We start from the raw sequence: 20,507 nt of genomic DNA, 5'->3' as shown, positions 1-20,507 counted from the left end.
CGTTGCCGGGTGACCACGACCCCGAGGCCGGCCACGGCGACCGTCGGTCCCTACCGGCTGCTCGCGCCGCTGGGCGAGGGCGGCATGGGCGTGGTGCACCTCGCGCAGGGTCCCGACGGCCACCGGGTGGCGCTGAAGGTGCTCCGCCCGCACGTCGTCGGCGACGCCGAGGCCCGCGCCCGCCTGGCCCGCGAGGTCGAGACGCTGCGCCGCGTCAGCAGCCCCCGCGTCGCCGAGATCGTCGACGCCGACCCCGAGGGGCCGATGCCCTACGTCGTCACGCGCTACGTGCCGGGCCTCTCGCTCTACCACCACGTCGAGGAGGAGGGCGTCCTCACCGGGCGCGACCTCCACCACGCGATGGCCTGCCTGGCCGACGCCCTGCGCGCCGTGCACGCCGTGGGGGTGCTGCACCGCGACATCAAGCCCACCAACGTGCTGATGGAGGGTCGCGCGCCGGTGCTGATCGACTTCGGTCTCGCCCGCCTCGCCGACGACACCCGGCTGACGCAGGCCGGCTGGCTGATGGGCACGCCCGGCTACCTGGCCCCCGAGATCCTGTACGGCGACCCCGCGCTGCCCGCGTCCGACGTGCACGCCTGGGCCGCCACGCTGGTCTACGGCGCCACCGGACGCCCGCCCTACGGCACCGGCCCCACGATGGCCGTGCTCGACCGCGTCCGGCGCGGCGAGCACGACCTGAGCGGCGTGCCGGAGCCCGAGCGCGGGCTGCTGACCGCCTGCCTCGCGCCCGAGCCCGCCGACCGCCCCACGCTCACGGAGATCACCGGCTGGCTGGCCGAGCACGAGCCCGGCGGCCCCCACGGTGGCGCACACGGTGGCGACGGCTCCCGCGGCACGAACGGCGCCGGCGCCCCCGCCGCGCTGTGGACGATGCCGTTCCAGGCCGCCGAGGCCGACGACGCCCCGACCCCGACGCCTGACCAGACGCCGACCCCGGCGCCGGTCGAGCCGCCCACCGCCGCGCAGCCGGCCTACCGCGAGACCACGCCCCGCGAGGAGCCGCCGCCCTTCCGCTCCGAGCCGCCCGCGACCACGGTGCTGCCGGCCACCGGGCCGGCGCCGTCGGGGGTCTCGCCCGCGTCCCCGGGCGGTGACCGGGCCGGCGAGAGCAGGCCCGCCGCCGGGGTGCCCTGGGAGCGGGTCCCGGAGACGCCGCCCAGCCGGGTGCAGCGGGTGCTGCAGGTCGCGGGGCTGGGGGCGCTCACCGCCGGGCTCGTCGCCTACGCGCCGTACCTCGGCACCGCCCTGGTGGCCGTCGTCGTGCTGCTGCTGCGCACCGCCTCGGTGACGCGCCAGCGTCACGACCGCCGCCGGCGGCTGCGGGGCCGCACCGCGTGGTACGACGTCCCCGCGTCCGTGCTCGCCTCACCGGTGCACCTGCTGCGCGCCAGCGGGGGCACCGTGGTCGGCGTGATGATGGCCGGGCTGGTCGGGCTCGCGGCCTTCTCGGTCGGCCACCTGGCCGACCGGCCGGTCGCGACCTCGCTGCTGCTGGCGGGCGTCGGCTTCGCTCCCACGCTGTGGTGGGGGCCGGGCTCGCGGCGGCTGCGCGAGACCACCCACACGATGGTCGACGCGACCGCCCGCACCGCGTGGGGCGGCTGGCTGGTCGCCGTGCTGGCCGTGCTCGCCGCCGCCGTGCTGGTCAGCGCGCTGCTCGGTCCCGGACCCACCTGGTCGCCCGACGCCGGGCCACCGTGGCGCTGAACTAGGACCAAACGGACAGGTCGCGGGGACCGGTCCCGCGGTTCGGCAAGCCCCGGGGGCCTGCGGCCGCGAAAGTCGCCCCACCGGTCTAGTGCGGACAACCCGGTCGCACCCCATCAGGTCGCACGGAATCACCCGGGCGTGGACGATCTGGACGTGCCCACCGCCCGCCCCGCCGCGTCCTCGCGGCGCCTCGCCGTCGTCGCCCTCGCGGCCGTCGCGGCGATGCTGCTGGGGCCCCTGGCCGAGGCGCCGGTCCCGGCTCCGGCGGCACCCGCGTCGGCCCCGGTCGCCCCCGCGGCCCCGGTCGCTGCGGTCGGTGGCGCGGGCGCGTCCGCCGTGCAGACCTCGGCGCGGACCTCTCCGAAGGCCAAGCGGGCGGCGATGAAGAAGCGGGTGCTGGCCAAGAAGCGCGCCGTCGCCAAGAAGCGCGCTGCCGCGAAGAAGCGCGCGGCGGCCAAGAAGCGCGCCGCGGCCCGCAAGCAGCCCGCCGCGCTCGCGGCCGACCCCACGTGGACCGGCGGCACGATCCGCTACTACGACGGCCTGCCCGAGGCGTGGGACTGGAGCCTGCGCACCGCGGTCTCGCAGTGGAACGCCTCGGGTGCCGACCTCACGCTGGTCGAGGTGAGCCGGCGGGACCAGGCGCAGCTGACCGTCTCGCTCGACGACATCGGCCCCTCGTCCGGCCTCGCGACCGTCGGGCGCACCAGCGGTGCCTTCGTCCGGCTCAGCGACCGGTACGCCGGCCTCGACGCCCAGGACCCGTACTACCGGGTCGAGGTGATGGGCGTGCTGACCCACGAGCTCGGCCACGTGCTCGGCCTCGACCACATCAGCGCCTCCTGCGGCCTGATGAGCACGATGATGGACATCGTCGGGTGCGGCATCTACGACATGGCCGACCCCGAGCACTACCGCTGCGACGTGATCACGCCCGACGCGGCCGCGCTGGCCGTGCGGGCGTACGGCGGCACGGCCAGCGCGGCCCGGGAGGGCCGCTGCACCGTCGGCGCCTGAGCGGCGGCGTGAGACACGCGTACCACCATGCGGACATTCGTGGCAGACTCGACGCCGTGCCGCAGGAGCCCACCATTCCCTAGCGCGACGAGCACCCGCCCGTCGCGCCGCCTCTCGTCCCCACGGGAGGCTTTTTTGTTGCACGCACGACGCCCGCACCGACCGGAGGACCGGAGATGACCGCCACGCCCGCGGACCAGTTCCACGTCTACGACACGACGCTGCGCGACGGCGCCCAGCAGGAGGGCCTCAACCTCACCGTCGCCGACAAGCTCGCCATCGCCCGTCACATCGACGGGCTGGGCGTCGGCTTCATCGAGGGCGGGTGGCCGGGGTCGAACCCCAAGGACACCGAGTTCTTCCGCCGGGCCCGCGAGGAGCTGCAGCTGCAGCACGCGCAGCTCGCGGCCTTCGGGGCGACGCGTCGCGCCGGCGTACCCGCCGCCGACGACCCCCTGGTGGCCGCGCTGCGCGACTCCGGCGCGGGCGTCGTGACGCTGGTGGCCAAGTCGCACGACCGCCACGTGGCGCTGGCGCTGCGCACCACCCTGGAGGAGAACCTGGCGATGGTGCGCGACACCGTCGCCCACCTCACCGCCGAGGGACAGCGGGTCTTCCTCGACGCGGAGCACTTCTTCGACGGCTACCGCGACAACCGCGACTACGCCCTGGAGGTGCTGCGCACCGCCTTCGAGGCCGGGGCCGAGGTCGCCGCGCTCTGCGACACCAACGGCGGGATGCTGCCGGGCTGGGTCTCCGAGGTGGTCCACGACGTGGTGGCCACGACCGGGGTGCGCGTCGGCATCCACTGCCACAACGACACCGGCTGCGCGGTCGCCAACACCCTGGCCGCCGTCGACGCCGGCGCCAGCCACGTGCAGGGCACCCTCAACGGCTACGGCGAGCGCACCGGCAACGCCGACCTCGTCAGCGTCGTGGCCAACCTCGAGCTCAAGCTCGACCGCCGGGTGCTGCCCAGCGGACTGCTCCGCGAGGCCACCCGGGTCGCGCACGCGGTCGCCGAGGTCACGAACGTCCCGCCGGCCTCGCGCCAGCCCTACGTCGGCACCTCGGCCTTCGCCCACAAGGCCGGCCTGCACGCCAGCGCGATCAAGGTCGACCCCGACCTCTACCAGCACATGGACCCCGAGGGCGTCGGCAACGACATGAGGCTGCTCGTCTCCGACATGGCCGGTCGCGCCTCCATCGAGCTCAAGGGCCGCGAGCTCGGCTTCGAGCTCGACGGCGAGCTGGTCTCGCGCGTCACCGCGCGGGTCAAGGACCTGGAGTCGCGGGGCTGGACCTTCGAGGCCGCCGACGCGTCGTTCGAGCTGCTGCTCGTCGAGGAGGTGGAGGGCGCGCGCCCCTCGTACGTCGACGTGGAGAGCTGGCGGGTCATCACCGAGACGCTCCCGGGCGCCGAGGCCGTCTCGGAGGCGACGGTCAAGCTGCGCGCCGGCGGCGCCCGGATCGTGCTGACCGCCGAGGGCAACGGCCCGGTCAACGCGCTCGACGGCGCGCTGCGCCAGGCGATCAGCCAGCTCTACCCCGAGATCGTGAAGTTCGAGCTGATCGACTACAAGGTCCGCATCCTCGACCAGGGGCACGGCACCGACGCCATCACCCGGGTGCTGATCGAGACCAGCGACGGGGAGGGCTCCTGGGTCACCGTCGGCGTCGGCGCCAACGTCATCGAGGCCTCCTGGATGGCGCTGATCGACGGTCTCACCTTCGGGCTGCGACGCCACGACGCGTAGTCCCGGGCGGCGCTAGCCTCACCTCCTGACCCGACCCCGCGAGGAGCGCCCATGCCCGAGGTGAAGCAGCACAAGATCCTGCTCGAGGAGAGCGAGCTGCCGACGCGCTGGTACAACGTGCTGCACGACCTGCCGACCCCGCCGCCGCCCGTGCTGCACCCCGGCACCGGCCAGCCCGTCGGCCCGGAGGACCTGGCGCCGCTCTTCCCGATGGCGCTGATCGAGCAGGAGGTCTCGACCGCGCAGTACGTCGACATCCCGCCCGAGGTGCTCGACGTCTACCGGCTCTGGCGGCCCAGCCCGCTCTTCCGGGCCCACCGCCTCGAGGCCGCGCTGCAGACGCCCGCGCGGATCTACTACAAGTACGAGGGCGTCTCGCCGGCCGGCTCGCACAAGCCCAACACCGCGGTGCCGCAGGCCTACTACAACAAGCAGGCCGGCATCTCGAAGCTCACCACCGAGACCGGGGCGGGGCAGTGGGGCACGTCGCTGGCCTTCGCCTGCGCGCAGTACGACATGGAGTGCGAGATCTGGCAGGTGCGGGCGTCCTACGACCAGAAGCCCTACCGCAAGATGATGATCGAGACCTTCGGCGGCACGGTGCACCCGAGCCCCTCGGACCTCACCGAGGCCGGCCGCGCGATCCTGGCCGCCGACCCGGACTCCACCGGCTCCCTCGGCATCGCGATCAGCGAGGCGGTCGAGGTCGCGGCCCAGGACCCGACGGTCAACTACGCGCTGGGCAGCGTGCTCAACCACGTGCTGCTGCACCAGACCATCATCGGCGAGGAGGCGCTGCTGCAGCTGGCCAAGGTCGGCGAGACACCCGACCTGCTCGTCGGCTGCACCGGGGGCGGCTCCAACTTCGGCGGGCTGATGTTCCCCTTCCTCCGGGAGCGGTGGGCCGGCCGGATGGACCCCGTGGTCCGCGCCGTCGAGCCGTCAGCCTGCCCCTCCCTGACGCAGGGCACCTACGCCTACGACTTCGGCGACACCGCCGGCATGACGCCGCTGATGAAGATGCACACGCTCGGCCACGACTTCGTGCCCGACCCGATCCACTCCGGGGGGCTGCGCTACCACGGCATGAGCCCGCTGATCAGCCACCTCTACGAGACCGACGAGATCGAGGCCGTGGCCAAGCAGCAGACGGAGTGCTTCGCCGCCGGGGTGCTCTTCGCCCGCACCGAGGGCATCGTGCCGGCCCCCGAGCCCACCCACGCGCTGGCCGCCGCGGTCGAGGAGGCGATCCGCTGCCGCGAGACCGGCGAGGACAAGGTCATCCTCACCGCGCTGTGCGGCCACGGGCACCTCGACCTGCCGGCGTACGCCGCCTACCTCGAGGGCTCGGTCACCGACACCTCGTGGGACGACTCCGAGCTGCAGGCCGCCGTGGCCCAGGCCCTCACCAGGCTGCCGCAGCTGGCATGACGGAGCTCCACGAGCTGACCGGGCTCGAGCAGGGCGCGGCGATCCGGGCGGGGGAGACCTCCACCGCCGAGCTGGTCGAGCACCACCTCGCCCGCATCGAGGGCGAGCCGTACGGCGCCTTCGTCACCGTCACCGCCGACCGGGCGCGCGCCGCCCGGCCCGGCGGCGACGGACCCCTGGCGGGCGTGCCGACCGCGCTGAAGGACCTCGCGCAGACCGCGGGGGTGCCCACGGGCTTCGGCTCGCCCGTCTTCGCCGGCCACGTGCCGGAGGTCAGCGACGAGGTGGTGCTGCGCCTCGAGCGTGCCGGGCTCGTCAGCCTCGGCAAGACCAGCACGCCCGAGCTCGGCTCGCCCTGCTACACCGAGCCCGAGGGACTGCCCCCGGCGGTGACGCCCTACGACACCACCCGGATGGCGGGCGGCTCGAGCGGCGGCGCGGCCGCGGCCGTCGCGGCCCGGCTGGTGCCGCTCGCCCACGGCTCCGACGGCGGCGGCTCCATCAGGATCCCGGCGAGCTGCTGCGGGCTGGTCGGGCTCAAGCCCACCCGCGGCCGCGTCTCCGGCGCCCCGATGTACGGCGACGTCGTCGGCCTCGGGGTGCAGGGCCCGCTCGCGCGGACCGTCCGCGACGCCGCGGCGCTGCTCGACGCGATGGCCGGCCGCGCGGTCGGCGACCCCTTCTGGGCGCCCGAGGAGGCGGCGCCCTTCCTGGCGGCCTGCGACCGCGAGCCCGGACGGCTCCGGATCGCCCGCTTCAGCACCCCGGTGATCGCCGACACCGAGGTGGACCCCGAGTGCCTGGCCGCCTACGAGCACACCAGCCGGCAGCTCGAGGAGCTCGGCCACGAGGTCGTCGACGTCGCCCCGCCGCTCGAGCGCTCGGCCGTGCCCGTCTTCGAGACCTGCTGGGCGGTGCTGACCGCCCAGTCGGTCGCCCCGCTGCCGGCGGAGGCGCTGCCGCTGCTGCGCCCGCTCACGCGGTGGCTCGCCGATCGGGGTGCGGCCGTCGGCGCCCCCGACTTCGCCCTCGCCGTCGGCGAGCTGCGCCGGGTCGCCGCCCGCGCGCTCGCGGCCGTGGCGGCGTACGACGCGGTCCTGACGCCGACCCTCGCCTCCCCGCCGCTGCCGGTCGGCGCGATCCGCGACGACGCCGACCCGGAGGCCGACTTCGAGGCGCAGAAGCGCTTCACGCCGTACACCTCGACGTGGAACGTCACGGGCAGCCCCGCCGTCTCGTTGCCGGTGCACCAGACGCCCGACGGCCTGCCCGTCGGTGTCATGCTCGCCGCGCGCCCCGGCGAGGAGGCCCTGCTGCTCTCGCTCTCCGCCCAGCTCGAGGCCGCCGCCCCCACCCCCTGGCGCGACCGCGTGCCGCCCGGCTGCTGACGCCCGGCGGCCTACCCTGAGGCGATGACCGACGGCGCCGACGTCCTCGCCCGCTTCGTCCGCGACGGGCGCCTGGTCGTGGTGCCGACCAAGCGCAGCAAGCTGCTGGTGGTGCTCGACCACCTGGCCCAGGAGTTCGAGCCCGGCGTCCGCTACCCCGAGCCGCAGGTCGTCGAGGTGCTCTCGGGCTACCACGAGGACCACGCGCTGCTGCGGCGCAGCCTGGTCGACGAGGGCTTCCTGACCCGCGAGGGCGGCGTCTACTGGAGGTCGGGCGGCTCGGTCGAGACCTGAGGCCCGGCGACCGTGAGCGCCGCGATCGCGGTGGTGATCGGCACGGCGAGCACCAGCCCGATGCCGGAGGTCAGGATGCGCAGCACCTCGGTCGCGATGTCCTCGGTGGAGAGCACCGAGAGCATCGGGCGGCCGTAGAAGTAGAGCAGCATCAGCGTCAGCAGCGCGGCGCCGGCGTAGGCGAAGACGATGGTGTAGATGGTCGAGGCGATGTGGTCGCGCCCGATGCGCATCGCGCTGCGGTAGAGCTCGCGCCGGGGGAGCCTCGGGCCGGCGGCGCGCAGCTCCCACACCGCCGAGGCCTGGGTGATGGTGACGTCGTTGAGCACGCCGAGGCCGGCGACGATGACCGCGCACATCAGCAGGCCCTGGAAGTCGAGCTCGGTGGCGAAGGCCGCGAGGATGCCGCCGGTGTCGTCGGAGATGCCGGTCATCCGGGTCCGGTCGATCGCGACCACTCCGATCGCGGCCGTCACGGCGACGCCGAGGAGCGTGCCGGCGAGGGCCGAGCTGGTGCGCACGGAGGGGCCGTGGGCCAGGTAGAGGACGACGTACATGATCGCCGCCGAGCCGACCGCGCCCACGAGCAGGCCGTCGCTGCCCTCCAGCAGCGCCGGGAGCATGAAGCGGATCAGCACGAAGGCGCCGACGCCGAGGCCCACCAGCGCGAGCACGCCGCGCAGCCGCGCCACGGCCGCCACCAGCACCACGAAGATGCCGGCCAGCAGCGCCAGGGGGGCGTCGCGCTGGACGCTGAAGAAGGTGTACCGCGAGGCGTCGCCCTCGGGCGTCGGCAGCCGCATCACCTCGACCCGGTCGCCGGCCCGCAGCCCCGACTCGCTGACCTGTGGTGGCACCTGCAGCTCCACCGCGTCGCCCTCGTCGGCGCCGTCGAGCACGGTCGCGGTGACGCCGCCGCAGGCGCCACCGCTCGCCTCCACGCTCTCGCAGGCGGGCCCGACCTCGTCCACCTCCGCGTCGTGGAAGGTCACCCCCGGCGCGGCGTACGCCGCCGCGGCGTCCCGGGGCAGCGGGTCGCCGGAGGGCCACAGCTGCACCAGCCCCACCAGCGTCGCGACGGCCCCGAGCGCCAGGCCGGCGAGCAGCACCACGACGGCCAGGGGCTTCACGGGCACGTCGCGGGCGTCGGCGTCGGTGAGGTGGCTGTGGCTCATCGCTGGCACGCTAGCCGCCCGGCCGGCCGGAACCGGTGCGGCGTCCGGCGCGTCCCACGGGTGTGCGCACTCCGACACGGCTCGCTGCGGTCGCCCTCGCGGTGGCGACGGTGAGCCTGCCCCTGGGTCTGCCCGGCCCGGCCACCGCCGGGTGCATCGCCCCGCAGCTGCGCCTGGCCGGCGACCGCTACGGGGACGGGGCTCCCGAGGCGCGTCCCACGGTGCTCCGAGGGGCCGAGGTGACCGTGGAGGGGCGCGCCTTCCGCGAGGGGTGCGACGACACCGGGGGCGTCGACACCTTCGGCTGCGAGGAGCGCGAGCAGGTGGTGCCGCTGCGCGACGTCGAGCTCGTGCTGGAGCAGTCGGGACGGTCGTGGCCCCTCGGTGCCGCGGACGCCGGGCCGGACCACGACGTCCGCTGGAGCGTGGTGCTGCCCGACGACGTCCGTCCCGGCCCGGCGCGGCTCGTGACCGACGCCCCGAGCAGCGAGCCGCTGCGCGTCAGGGTCGAAGGTCCCACCTCGGGATGACCCGCGGCCGCCGACGCCTGGTCGCTCGCGGCCTAGCGTCAGGGCATGGACACCCTGCACCTCGACCACCCCAGCGGTCCGATGACCGACGAGGAGTGCTGGGAGCGGCTGCGGGAGGCCGAGGTCGGGCGGCTGGCCTACCGCCTGGTCGACGAGGTGCACCTCGTGCCCATCAACGTCGTGGTCGTCGACGACGCGCTGCTCTTCCGCACGACCGCGGGCGGCAAGCTGCTCGCCGCGGCGCTGGAGTCCGAGGTGGCCTTCGAGATCGACTGGATCGACGTCGCGACGGCGTGGTCGGTGGTCGTGCGGGGGCGGCTCCACCGGCTGGAGGAGCTGGAGCGCCACCGCCTCGACGGCGCCGCGGCGGGCTGGCTCGGCCGGGACCTCGAGGAGGTCGTCGAGCTCGTGCCGAGCGAGGTCAGCGGACGGTGGTTTCACCTGCGGGGGAGGCACTGAGCAGCCGCTCGCACTGCTCCACCAGCCGCTGCCGCAACGGCGCCCCGCGCTCGGCGAAGTCGCGCTGCGCCGCGGCGTACTGCTGCTTCCCCTCGGGGGTCTCGATGCGCACCGGCGCGAAGCCGAGGTCGGCGAAGTCGTAGGGCGACGCGCGCATGTCGAGCTCACGGATCTCCCAGGCCAGCTCGAAGCAGTCGGCCACCAGCTCGCTCGGCACCAGCGGGCTCAGCCGGAAGGCGTGCTTGTAGAGGTCCATGCCGGCGTGGAGGCACCCCGGCTGCTCGAACGCCGCCCGGTCGTCGCGCCCGGGCGTCAGGACGTTGAGGGGGCGCGCGGCGTCGGTGAAGAAGCGGAAGGCGTCGAAGTGCGAGCAGCCGATGCGGTGGCGCTCCACGACGGCGTCGGTGCCGCCCGCTCCCAGCCGCAGCGGCCAGCGGTGCCGCAGCTCCTCCTCGCCGAGCCGGTGGACCATCGCCCACTCGTGCAGGCCGAAGCAGCCCAGCGTCGGCGGCCGGCCGGCGGTGGCGACCAGCAACCGGTGGGTCGCCGTGAGCAGGACCGCGCGGGCCTCGAGCAGGCCGGGGTCGGGCGTGGCGCCGCCCGCCACGGCGACGTAGTCCTTGGCCACCGGCGCGCCCTCGAGGGCGACCCCGAGGCCCGGGTGCCAGCGGCGCAGTGCCGCCGGCCGCTGGCTGTAGTAGGTGAAGAGGAAGTCGTGCACCGGGTGCCGCTCGCCGCGCCGCCGGCGCTCGAGGTGCGGCTGCACCCAGCGGTCGACGCGGACGGCGTGCGCGTCGGCACGCGCCTGCCACTCCTCCTGCGTCAGCCACTCCACGGCCGACCAATCTACGTCTCGAGCCGCCGCACCAGCGACGCCGGCGCCAGCAGCCGGTAGCTCTCGGTCACCAGCTCCGCGACCTCCTCCCAGTCGGTGGCACCGTCGAGCACCACGCTGACCATCTCCTCGCTCCACGAGGTGAGGTACGGCGCGCCGATCGCGGCGAGGGCCGCCCGCTCGTCGCCGACGCTGCGCAGGCTCACCACGCTCACCGTGGCGCCGTCGGTGACGCCGAGCCGCTCGGCGGCGTCAGCGTGGTGCAGCGCCACGACGTGGGCGAAGGTGCGCCCGCGCACCCGCCAGCGCACGCCGGTCCACGCGTCCTCCTCGACGGCCGCGGGCAGCCGCAGCGCGAGCGAGCCGACCCGGGCGACGTACGCCGGGTCGGGCTCGGGACGGCCTCGCACCACGTCGCTCAACCTAGGCACGGGGTCCGACAGCTGAGTACGCGACTGAGTACCTGCACGGATCACGCCGACCGCGCCGTCCCGCCAGGGTCTACCCATGCGAGCACGACTCCTCTTCTGGGCGCTGGTCTCGGCGGTCGGCGTCCTCCTCGGTCTCGTCTCCCGGCGACGGGTCCGTGGGCTGGAGCACGTGCCGAGCACGGGCGGCGCGCTGGTGGTCTGCAACCACATCTCGGTGGTGGACCCCCTGGTGCTGGGGGAGTCGCTCTGGAGGACCGGCCGTCGCCCTCGGGGGATGGCGACGGCCGGTCTCTTCCGTGCACCGCTGCTCGGCGCGGTGCTGCGCCGGCTCGGCTTCATCCCCGTCGCCCGTGGCACGGCCTCCGCGCGGGAGGCCCTGGCGCCGGCCGCCGACGCGCTGCGCCGCGGGCGGCTGCTGATGGTCTACCCCGAGGGCGGGGTCTCGCGCGGCGCGCAGTGGCCGATGCCCGGCAAGACGGGCGCGGCCAGGCTGGCGCTGCAGGCCGGCGTGCCGGTGGTGCCCGTGGCCCAGTGGGGTGCCCAGGAGCTCTACCCGGCCTGGACGCCGCGGGGCTGGCGCCGGCTGCTGCCGGCTCTGCTGACCCGGCCCCGTGTCGAGGTGCTGGTCGGTGAGCCGCTGCACCTCGTCGGCGACCCCGACGACCGCGACGACGTACGCCGCGCGACCGACCAGATCATGGCCGCCGTCACCGACCTGCTGGTCGAGCTGCGCGGCCCCCGACCCCGGGACGAGGAACCCCACGACGAGGAGCGGGCGGCCGCCTGAGCGGCCGCCCCGCGAGAGCCCCCGTGCTCCGACCACCCGCACAGGGGGTGGGTGGTCGGAGCACGGTCGTTAGGCTCACCTGGTGAGAATCGCGAGGTTCACGACGGGCGACGACCCCGTCTACGGAGTGGTCAGCGGCGAGCTCGACGAATTCGGGCAGCCGGACGACGACGCGGTGGTGACGGTGCTCGCGGGCGACCCGCTGCACGTCGGCATCTCGCCGACCGACCAGCAGGTGCCGCTGAGCGCGGTGCGCCTGCTGGCGCCGGTGCTGCCACGGAGCAAGGTGGTCGGCATCGGGCGCAACTACGCGGCCCACGCCGCGGAGCTCGGCAACGAGGTGCCGACGGAGCCGCTGATGTTCCTCAAGCCCAACACCTCGGTGGTCGGGCCCGGCGACCGCGTCGTGCACCCCGAGCAGAGCGAGCGGGTCGACTTCGAGGGCGAGCTCGCCGTCGTGATCGGCCGGATCTGCCGCGACGTGCCCAAGGAGCGCTGGGCCGACGTGGTCTACGGCTACACCGTGGGCAACGACGTGACGGCGCGCGACCTGCAGAAGAAGGACGGCCAGTTCACCCGCGCCAAGGGCTTCGACACCTTCTGCCCGCTCGGGCCGTGGATCGAGACCGAGCTCGACATCAGCGACCTGGCGGTGCGCACCTTCCTCAACGGCGAGACGGTGCAGGACGGCCGCACCTCGCAGCTGATCTTCGACGTGCCCACGCTGATCGCCCACGTCAGCAGCGTGATGACGCTGCTGCCGGGCGACGTGATCCTCACCGGCACCCCCGAGGGGGTCGGCCCGATGGCGGTCGGCGACGAGGTCGAGGTCTTCGTCGAGGGCATCGGCAACCTGACCAACACGGTGGTGGCCCGTGACTGACGTCGCGACGAGCCCCACCGGCAGCGACGTGCGCGTGCGCTTCTGCCCCTCGCCGACCGGGTCGCCCCACGTCGGCTTCGCCCGCACCGCGCTCTACAACTGGGCCTTCGCGCGGCACCACGGCGGCACCTTCGTCTTCCGCATCGAGGACACCGACAAGGCGCGCAGCACCCAGGAGTCCTACGAGTCGATGCTCGGCGCGATGCGCTGGCTCGGCCTCGACTGGGACGAGGGACCCGAGGTCGGCGGCGAGCACGGTCCCTACCTGCAGTCCGAGCGCAGCGACCTCTACCGCGACGTGCTCGGCCGGCTGGCCGACTCGTCGTACACCTACGACTGCTTCTGCACCACCGACGAGGTCGACGCGCGACGCAAGGCCAGCGGCTCGAAGGTGATGGGCTACGACGGCTTCTGCCGCGAGCTCTCGGCCGAGCAGCGGGCGGCCTTCGAGAGCGAGGGCCGGCTGCCGGTCGTGCGCTTCCGGATGCCCGACGGCAGCGTCACCTGGCAGGACCTGGTGCGAGGCGAGGTCACCTTCGAGACCGAGCACGTGCCCGACTTCGCGCTCTGCCGTGCCAACGGCGACCCGCTCTACACGCTGGTCAACCCGGTCGACGACGCCCTGATGCGCATCACCCACGTGCTGCGCGGCGAGGACCTGCTCTCCAGCACCCCCCGCCAGATCCCGCTGCACCGCGCCCTGGTCGACCTGGGCATCTCCGAGGCGGTGCCCGAGTTCGGCCACCTGCCCTTCGTCCTGGGGGAGGGGAGCAAGAAGCTCTCCAAGCGCGACCCGCAGGCCCACCTCTTCGGCTACCGCGACGACGGCTTCCTGCCCGAGGGGCTGCTCAACTACCTCGCCCTGCTGGGCTGGGCCATCGCCGAGGACCGCGACGTCTTCACCCTCGGCGAGATGGTCGAGGCCTTCGACGTGCGCCGGGTCAACCCCAACCCCGCCCGCTTCGACCTCAAGAAGGCCGAGGCCATCAACGCCTCTCACATGCGGATGCTCACGCTGGAGGAGATGACCGCCCGGGCGACGCCGTACCTCCAGGCCGCGGGGGTGCTCGACGACCCCGTGACCCCGCAGCAGGCCGAGCTGCTCGCCGCCGCCATGCCGCTGGTGCACGAGCGGATGAACAAGCTCACCGAGGCCGCGCCGATGCTCGGCTTCCTCTTCGCCGACGAGGTGGACTACGACGAGGCCGCGGTCGCCAAGCAGCTCGGCGGTGAGGGGCGCGAGGTCGTCGACGCCGCGCGCGAGGCGCTGGCCGCGCTCGACACCTGGACCACCGCCTCGATCGAGGAGGCGCTGCGCACCGCGCTCGTGGAGGAGCGCGGGCTCAAGCCGCGGCTCGCCTTCGGCCCGGTGCGGGTGGCCGTCACCGGCCGCCAGGTCTCGCCACCGCTTTTTGAGTCCCTCGAGCTGCTCGGTCGGGAGGAGTCGCTGCGCCGCCTCGACGGCGCCCCGCGTCCCGCGGTGACCCCGTGAGCCAGCCGCCGTACCCGCCGCCGTACCCGCCGCCGTACGGGCAGCAGCACCCACCGCCCCAGGGGGCGCCGTACGGGTCGCCGTACGGGCAGCAGCCGGGCCCGTACGCCGGCCCCTACCCCGGCGGACCACCGGCGCCGGCGCGGCCGGCCCACCCGCACCCCGAGCCCCGCTCGTACGACGCGATGCTCCGCACCCACACCTACGCCTGGTGGCGGCCGCTGCTCGGCATCCTGCTGCTGGTCGTCGGGGTGCTCGCGGCCCAGGTGCTGCTGCTGCCCGTGCTGCTGGTGGGGGCGGCCTTCGAGGGCGGTGACGGCGCCTACGTCGACCGGGTGCTCGACGCGATGACGATGGAGTCGCTGACGCCGTCGCTGCTGCTCTACGTCAACCTCGGGCTCGCCGCGCTGATCCCGCTCTCGTGGGGCACGATCCGGCTGCTGCACGGCATGCGGCCGCGCTGGCTGGCCTCGGTGCAGCCCTTCCTGCGCTGGCGGCTGCTGTGGGCCTGCGTCGGGCTCGCGGTGCCCTGCCTCTTCCTCTCGGTGCTGGTGGCCGCGGTGCTGCCCGCCGGGCTCGAGGAGACCGGCGGCCCCGGTGCCGAGCTGGCGCCGTGGACCGGTCAGACGGTCGCGCTGCTCGTGGTCGTCCTGCTGACCACGCCGCTGCAGGCAGTGGGTGAGGAGTACGGCTTCCGCGCCTACCTGCTGCAGGCCTTCTCGGCGCTCTCGCACGGCATCGGACGCCGGCTCGGCCTGCCGGAGGCCGCCGCGCAGCGCGTCGCCCAGGCGATCGCCGTCGTGGTCACCTCGACCGGCTTCGCCTTCGCGCACGGCTCCCAGAACTTCCCGCTCTTCTTCGACCGCTTCGCCTTCGGCGTCATCGCCGCGGTCAGCGTGATCCTGCTCGGCGGCCTCGAGGCCGCCATCGGCATGCACGTGGTCAACAACCTGGTCGCCTTCGGCCTCGCGATCGCCTTCGGCCAGATGGACCAGGCCCTGACGATCTCGGAGGTCTCCTGGTGGCGGATCCCGGTGACCGTCGTGCAGCACTCCACCTACCTCGCGCTGGTGCTCGTCGTGGCGCGGGCGATGCACGTGCAGCGGCGTACGGCGCCCCCTCAGGTGGGCGCCGGACCGGCCGCGACGTGAGGCTTCTCACGGGGCAGGCCTCGATTGGTGGGCGCGAGCGCCGATGTGTATCTTTGTCCCTCGGTTCGCCCGGTGGTCCAGCAGGACCCGACTCCACCAGGCGAGCGCACCCATGGGGTATGGGGTAATTGGCAGCCCGACTGGTTCTGGTCCAGTTAGTCTAGGTTCGAGTCCTAGTACCCCAGCGAGTGACGAGACCGTCAGCGATTTGGAGGCAGGCTCTCCGCGCCGCTAGAGTCTCCGTCGGCTCAGGCCCCCGTTGTGTAGTGGCCTAGCACGCCGCCCTCTCAAGGCGGTAGCGCGGGTTCGAATCCCGTCGGGGGTACGTCAAGCAGGCCCCAGCCCACCGGGCTGGGGCCTGCGGCGTTCTCCGGGTCCGGGGCCTAGCACGCCGCCGCTGTGCTGGTCGGGCTCGGAAGGCGGTAGCGCGAGTTCGAATCCCGTCGGGGGTACGTCAAGCAGGCCCCAGCCCATCGGGCTGGGGCCTGCGGCGTTCTCGGGGGACACCACCGGCTTGGTGCCGCGTGACAGGCTCGCTCGGTGAGGGACCATCGCGTCAACCCGGTCGACGCCATCTGGCTGACCATGGACCGGGTCCAGAACCTGATGGTCATCGAGTGCGTCATGTTCCTCGAGGGGCCGATCGACCGGGCCCGCCTCGACCGCGTGGTGCAGCGGCGGCTGGTCGAGGCCTACCCCGTCTTCTCGCGCCGCCCGGTCGCCGTCGGTCGGCGCGGCACGAGGATGCGCTGGCGCGACGTCCCCGACTTCGACTTCGCCGACCACGTGCGCGAGGTGCGGCTCCCGGCGCCGGGCGACGCGGCCGCGCTGCAGGCGTACGTCGGGGGCTTCCTCGCCACCCCGCTGCCGCGTGACCGCCCGCTCTGGGAGATCCACCTCGTGGAGGGGCTCGACGAGGGCTCGGCGATCTACGTGCGGCTGCACCACGCCCTGGCCGACGGCATCGCCCTGACCCGGGTGCTGCTCTCGCTCACGGACCCCGCCCCCGACACCGACGAGCACGGTGCGGACGCCGGCGTGGCGCGGCCGCACGGCGTCGGTCACCTCGTGGAGGCGGCCAGGCGGGCTGCCCCCGAGGTCTCGAGCGCCCTCCGGCCGGCGCGCGTCTGGGCGTCGACCCGCGCCGCGGTCAGGACCGGGCTCAGCGGGGTCGGCGTGCTCGGCAAGCTGCTGCTCACGCGCAACCCCCCGTCGGCGGTGGCCGGTGACGCCGGGGCGCACAAGCGGGCCGTCTGGTCCGACCCGATCGACCTGCAGCTGGTCAAGGACATCGCCAAGGGCGCCGGCGCGACCGTCAACGACGTCCTGGTCTCCGCTCTCGCCGGGGCCCTGGAGCGCTACCAGGTCGAGCGGGGCGAGCGCGCGGTCGACGTCCCGACGATGATCCCGGTCAACCTGCGCCCCGGGCACCTGCCGCTTCCCCGGGAGCTCGGCAACCGCTTCGCCCTCGTGCTCCTGCTGCTGCCCTCCGGGCTCGCCGGAGCGGTGGAGCGGCTGGAGGAGACCAAGCGCAGGATGGACCGGATCAAGCGCTCCCCGGAGCCGGTCATCACCTTCGCGATGATCCAGGGCATCGGCCGCCTCGGGCGTCGCCTGAGCCGCCTCCTGGTGACCTTCTTCGCCGGCAAGGCGAGCGGCGTCACCACCAACGTCCCGGGCCCACGGGAGCCGCGTTACCTCGCCGGCACCCGCATCACGAGCCTGCTGGGCTGGGTGCCGGGCTCGGGCGACCAGACCCTCGGCACGTGCATCTTCACCTACGACGGCACCGTGCGGATCGGCTTCAAGACCGACACCGCCGTGATCCCGGACCCCGACCACGTGCTGGCCGCCTTCCACGCCGAGATCGCCGAGCTGACGCAGGCGCTGGAGGCGGCCGGACGCCGGTGACCGCCGCGGGCCGTCGTGCCCTCGGGCCGTGCGTGAGGTGCGTGTCCGATTCCCGCGAGAGGTCGTCGGTGGCGGGTGGCAGGCTGGCCTGGTGAGCGAGACGGTCGAGCGGCACGACGCCGAGGTGTTTGAGGCGCGCTACCGCGCGGTGAGCGGGCGCGACCGCCGCTTCGACGGCGTCTTCTACACCGCCGTCCGGACCACCGGCATCTACTGCCGTCCGTCGTGCCCCGCGATCACCCCGCGTCGTCACAACGTCGCCTTCTACCGCTCCGCCGCGGCGGCGCAGCAGGCTGGCTTCCGGGCGTGCCTGCGGTGCCTGCCCGACGCCACCCCGGGGAGCCCGCGGTGGGACGTCGCCTCCGACGCCGCCGGCCGGGCCCTCGCGCTGATCGACGACGGGGTCGTCGAGCGGGAGGGCGTGCCCGGGCTCGCCGGGAGGCTGGGCTACTCCGAGCGCCAGCTGCACCGCCTGCTCACCGCCGAGTACGGCGCCGGCCCGCTCGCCCTGGCCCGGTCGCGGCGCGCGCAGGCGGCGCGCACGCTGATCGAGGGCACCGGGCTCCGCTTCGCCGACGTCGCCCACGCCGCGGGCTTCGCCAGCCTGCGGCAGTTCAACGACACCGTGCGCGAGGTCTACGCCACCACCCCGCGCGAGCTGCGCCGTCGCGCGGAGGGCCGCTCGGCGCCGGCGACCCCCGGCACGCTCCAGGTGCGTCTGGCCGTGCGCGAGCCCTTCGCGGCACGCGACCTGCACCACTTCCTGGCGGTGCACGCCGTGCCGGGGCTGGAGGCCGTCGACGGCTGGTCCTACGAGCGGGCGGTGCGGCTCCCGCACGGTCCGGCGGTGGTGCGGCTCGACCTCTCCGGCAGCACGCCCGGCACGGTGCCGTGCCGGCTCGTCCTCGGTGACGTGCGCGACCTGGCGCCGGCCGCGCAGCGCGCCCGCCGGCTGCTCGACGCCGACTGCGACCCGGTCGTGGTCGACGCCGCGCTCGCCCACGACCCGGTGCTCGCCCCGCTCACGCGTGCGCGGCCGGGGCTGCGGGTGCCGGGGCAGCTCGACCCCGAGGCCGCGGCGGTGCAGACGGTGCTCGGGCAGCAGGTCTCGCTCGCCTCGGCCCGCACCGCCACCGCCCGGCTCGTCGAGGCCTGGGGCGAGCCCCTCGCGCTCGAGGGCGACCACGGCGTCACCCGGCTCTTCCCCACCTCGGCCGTGCTCGCCGGGCTCGACCCAGAGGACCCCGAGGTGCTGCGGATGCCGCGGGCCCGTGCCCGCGCGCTCGTGGGCCTGGGGGCCGCGCTGCGCGACGGCGAGGTGCCACTCGACGGCAGCGCCTCCGTGGCGGAGGTCCGGGCTCGGCTGCTCGCCTGCCGCGGCATCGGTCCCTGGACGGCCGACTACCTCGCGATGCGCGCGCTCGGCGACCCCGACGCCTTCCTGCCCACCGACATCGGCGTGCGCAACGCCGCCCGCGAGCTCGGCCTCGAGCTCACCGACGAGCGCGTCGCCTCCTGGCGCCCCTGGCGCTCCTACGCCCTGATGCGGCTCTGGTCGGTCGTGCTCGACCGGATGCCCGCGCCCCAACCCGATCCTGCGCCCCACCCCGTGAGGAGCCACCCGTGAGCCTGCCCACGACGACCACCACCGAGCGCTGCTGGACCGAGGTCGACAGCCCCGTCGGACCGCTGCGCCTGACGAGCCGCGGCGGCGCTCTCACCGGCATCCAGTTCCACCCCTACGGCGCGTCGCCCGCGGGCGAGCCGCTGGGGGAGCGGGTCGACGACGCGCCGGTCCTGGCCGAGGCGGTGCGTCAGCTCCGGGCCTACTTCGACCGCGACCTCGAGCACTTCGACCTGCCGCTCTCACCCACCGGCACCGAGTTCCAGCACCGGGTGTGGGCGCAGCTGCGCCGCATCGGCTACGGCGAGACCGCGTCGTACGGCGAGGTCGCCCGCGCCCTCGGCCTGACCAACGCCGCGTCGCGTGCGGTCGGCCTGGCCAACGGCCGCAACCCGATCCCGATCGTGGTGCCCTGCCACCGCGTCATCGGCGCCGACGGCACCCTCACCGGCTACGCCGGCGGCCTCGAGCGCAAGCGCGTCCTGCTCGACCTGGAGCAGCGCGCGCTCTTCTAGCCGGCTCCGTCCACGAGCCCGCCCACGGGAGCGGCGCGTGCGGCCGGGCCCATGTAACGCGGTGTTATGGCATGTGGACAAGGCCTGTGCGCGCGCCACGACGCCACAGCACCGCGCTACATGCGTACGGCGCCACCCCAGGGCGTGCCGGGCCGCGCCCCAGGCCACGTGGCCACTGGTGCGGGGTTGCGGCGCGACACGCCGACCCACGACACGTGTTCACATGCCACAACACCGCGTTACATGGAGCGCCCGCCACCACGCGACGTACGGCGAGGTCAGGCGTCGGCGGCGGCGCGGCGCAGCGACTCCGAGAGCCGCTCGGCGGCGGCGAGCACGGCGGGGGCGTGCATCCGGCCGGGCTGCCGGGTGAGTCGCTCGAGCGGGCCGCTCACGGAGACCGCGGCGATGATCTTGCCGCTGGGGGAGCGCACGGGGGCGGAGACCGAGGCGACGCCCTGCTCGCGCTCGCCCACCGACTGCGCCCAGCCGCGGCGGCGGATGCCGGCCAGGGCGGTGGCGGAGAAGGCGGCGTGCTGGAGGCCGCGGTGCATCCGCTCGGGGTCCTCCCACGCGAGCAGCACCTGGGCCGCCGAGCCGGCGCGCATCGTCAGCTGCGAGCCGACGGGGATCGTGTCGCGCAGCCCGCTCGGGCGCTCGGCGGCGGCCACGCAGACGCGGGCGTCACCCTGGCGCCGCCACAGCTGCGCCGACTCGCCGGTGATGTCGCGCAGCCGGGCGAGCACGGGGCCGGCCGTGGCGAGGAGACGGTCCTCGCCGGCGGCTGCGGAGAGCTCGCCCAGGCGGGGACCCAGGACGAAGCGGCCCTGCATGTCGCGCGCCACCAGGCGGTGGTGCTCCAGGGCGACGGCGAGGCGGTGGGCGGTCGGGCGGGCGAGGCCGGTGCCGGCGACGAGACCGGCGAGGGTGGCGGGGCCCGACTCGAGGGCGGTCAGCACGAGGGCCGCCTTGTCGAGGACCCCTACTCCACTGGAGTTGTCCATATCTCAATACTGCCGTCTCGTATGTCGGGATACAACGTAGGGTGATTCTGCACGCTGCGCTGCGATGTCGCACGCTGCAGGTGGGCCGT

19 protein-coding genes and 2 tRNA genes are annotated in these 20,507 nt (G+C 74.7%); 17 read left to right on the top strand and 4 right to left on the bottom strand.

Translation table 11 applies throughout. The features are described from left to right. The first annotated feature begins 9 nt into the window (after window positions 1–9). From IG63_RS21200 to IG63_RS0100825, 6 genes are all read left to right on the top strand, one after another. Window positions 10–1,731, top strand: coding sequence for a serine/threonine-protein kinase (locus IG63_RS21200; protein ID WP_051706004.1), 1,722 nt, complete (start codon window positions 10–12; stop codon window positions 1,729–1,731). Between the two features lie 156 nt (window positions 1,732–1,887). After that, window positions 1,888–2,751, top strand: a complete 864-nt coding sequence (locus IG63_RS23155; RefSeq protein WP_211249158.1) for a matrixin family metalloprotease — start codon at window positions 1,888–1,890, stop codon at window positions 2,749–2,751. A 176-nt stretch (window positions 2,752–2,927) separates the two neighbouring features. Beyond that, window positions 2,928–4,508, top strand: coding sequence for a citramalate synthase (cimA, locus tag IG63_RS0100840; protein ID WP_030482486.1), 1,581 nt, complete (start codon window positions 2,928–2,930; stop codon window positions 4,506–4,508). Between the two features lie 51 nt (window positions 4,509–4,559). Beyond that, window positions 4,560–5,939 carry a TrpB-like pyridoxal phosphate-dependent enzyme gene (locus tag IG63_RS0100835; RefSeq protein WP_030482485.1) on the top strand — a complete coding sequence of 460 codons (1,380 nt, stop codon included), beginning with the start codon at window positions 4,560–4,562 and terminating at the stop codon, window positions 5,937–5,939. After that, window positions 5,936–7,327, top strand: a complete 1,392-nt coding sequence (locus IG63_RS0100830) for an amidase (protein ID WP_030482484.1) — start codon at window positions 5,936–5,938, stop codon at window positions 7,325–7,327. Before IG63_RS0100835 ends, IG63_RS0100830 begins: the two co-directional genes overlap by 4 nt. Before the next feature lie 24 nt (window positions 7,328–7,351). Next, entirely contained in the window at window positions 7,352–7,621 is a 270-nt protein-coding gene (locus IG63_RS0100825; protein ID WP_030482483.1) for a DUF2087 domain-containing protein, read from the top strand. Here IG63_RS0100825 and IG63_RS0100820 read toward each other — a convergent pair. Further along, on the bottom strand, window positions 7,588–8,796 hold the full coding sequence (locus IG63_RS0100820) for a YibE/F family protein (RefSeq protein WP_084596453.1): 1,209 nt from the start codon (window positions 8,794–8,796) through the stop codon (window positions 7,588–7,590). The genes IG63_RS0100825 and IG63_RS0100820 overlap by 34 nt on opposite strands. Window positions 8,797–8,906: 110 nt before the next feature. Here IG63_RS0100820 and IG63_RS0100815 point away from each other — a divergent pair, with 110 nt between their 5' ends. Together IG63_RS0100815 and IG63_RS0100810 are read left to right on the top strand one after the other, a co-directional pair. After that, window positions 8,907–9,326, top strand: a complete 420-nt coding sequence (locus IG63_RS0100815; RefSeq protein ID WP_157209962.1) for a hypothetical protein — start codon at window positions 8,907–8,909, stop codon at window positions 9,324–9,326. A 45-nt stretch (window positions 9,327–9,371) separates the two neighbouring features. After that, window positions 9,372–9,785, top strand: coding sequence for a pyridoxamine 5'-phosphate oxidase family protein (locus IG63_RS0100810; protein WP_051706002.1), 414 nt, complete (start codon window positions 9,372–9,374; stop codon window positions 9,783–9,785). Here the strand turns inward: IG63_RS0100810 and IG63_RS0100805 are convergent. Continuing rightward, window positions 9,748–10,620 carry a glycosyltransferase family protein gene (locus tag IG63_RS0100805; RefSeq protein WP_030482479.1) on the bottom strand — a complete coding sequence of 291 codons (873 nt, stop codon included), beginning with the start codon at window positions 10,618–10,620 and terminating at the stop codon, window positions 9,748–9,750. The genes IG63_RS0100810 and IG63_RS0100805 overlap by 38 nt on opposite strands. 11 nt (window positions 10,621–10,631) lie before the next feature. Then, the gene (locus IG63_RS0100800) at window positions 10,632–11,033 is read right to left on the bottom strand and encodes an MmcQ/YjbR family DNA-binding protein (RefSeq protein WP_211249157.1); all 402 of its coding nucleotides are present in this window, start codon (window positions 11,031–11,033) and stop codon (window positions 10,632–10,634) included. Between the two features lie 94 nt (window positions 11,034–11,127). Here IG63_RS0100800 and IG63_RS0100795 point away from each other — a divergent pair, with 94 nt between their 5' ends. From IG63_RS0100795 to IG63_RS0100755, 9 genes are all read left to right on the top strand, one after another. Next, complete coding sequence (locus IG63_RS0100795; RefSeq protein WP_030482477.1) at window positions 11,128–11,838, top strand: lysophospholipid acyltransferase family protein; 711 nt, start codon at window positions 11,128–11,130, stop codon at window positions 11,836–11,838. A gap of 82 nt (window positions 11,839–11,920) precedes the next feature. Next, complete coding sequence (locus tag IG63_RS0100790; protein WP_030482476.1) at window positions 11,921–12,721, top strand: fumarylacetoacetate hydrolase family protein; 801 nt, start codon at window positions 11,921–11,923, stop codon at window positions 12,719–12,721. Next, window positions 12,714–14,213 (top strand): glutamate--tRNA ligase, encoded by a 1,500-nt coding sequence (gene gltX, locus IG63_RS0100785; RefSeq protein WP_036194115.1) that lies wholly within the window; start codon window positions 12,714–12,716, stop codon window positions 14,211–14,213. Before IG63_RS0100790 ends, gltX begins: the two co-directional genes overlap by 8 nt. Then, window positions 14,210–15,364, top strand: coding sequence for a CPBP family intramembrane glutamic endopeptidase (locus IG63_RS23755; RefSeq protein ID WP_051706001.1), 1,155 nt, complete (start codon window positions 14,210–14,212; stop codon window positions 15,362–15,364). Before gltX ends, IG63_RS23755 begins: the two co-directional genes overlap by 4 nt. A gap of 113 nt (window positions 15,365–15,477) precedes the next feature. Next, a tRNA-Gln gene (locus tag IG63_RS0100775) sits at window positions 15,478–15,549 on the top strand. Window positions 15,550–15,616: 67 nt separating this feature from the next. Continuing rightward, a tRNA-Glu gene (locus IG63_RS0100770) sits at window positions 15,617–15,689 on the top strand. Between the two features lie 215 nt (window positions 15,690–15,904). Beyond that, window positions 15,905–17,275, top strand: coding sequence for a wax ester/triacylglycerol synthase family O-acyltransferase (locus IG63_RS0100765; protein WP_030482473.1), 1,371 nt, complete (start codon window positions 15,905–15,907; stop codon window positions 17,273–17,275). 91 nt (window positions 17,276–17,366) lie between these two features. Beyond that, window positions 17,367–18,902 (top strand): AlkA N-terminal domain-containing protein, encoded by a 1,536-nt coding sequence (locus IG63_RS0100760; RefSeq protein WP_245604216.1) that lies wholly within the window; start codon window positions 17,367–17,369, stop codon window positions 18,900–18,902. After that, window positions 18,899–19,414 (top strand): methylated-DNA--[protein]-cysteine S-methyltransferase, encoded by a 516-nt coding sequence (locus IG63_RS0100755; RefSeq protein ID WP_245604213.1) that lies wholly within the window; start codon window positions 18,899–18,901, stop codon window positions 19,412–19,414. The genes IG63_RS0100760 and IG63_RS0100755 overlap by 4 nt, the downstream gene beginning before the upstream one ends. Before the next feature lie 278 nt (window positions 19,415–19,692). Here the strand turns inward: IG63_RS0100755 and IG63_RS0100750 are convergent, their stop codons facing one another. Further along, window positions 19,693–20,418, bottom strand: a complete 726-nt coding sequence (locus IG63_RS0100750) for an IclR family transcriptional regulator (protein WP_030482470.1) — start codon at window positions 20,416–20,418, stop codon at window positions 19,693–19,695. Window positions 20,419–20,507 lie beyond the last annotated feature (89 nt).

It is taken from the genome of Nocardioides aequoreus (assembly GCF_000720335.1).
Classification (GTDB): Bacteria; Actinomycetota; Actinomycetes; order Propionibacteriales; family Nocardioidaceae; genus Marmoricola; species Marmoricola aequoreus.
This window is presented reverse-complemented; position numbering and strand designations above follow the sequence as displayed.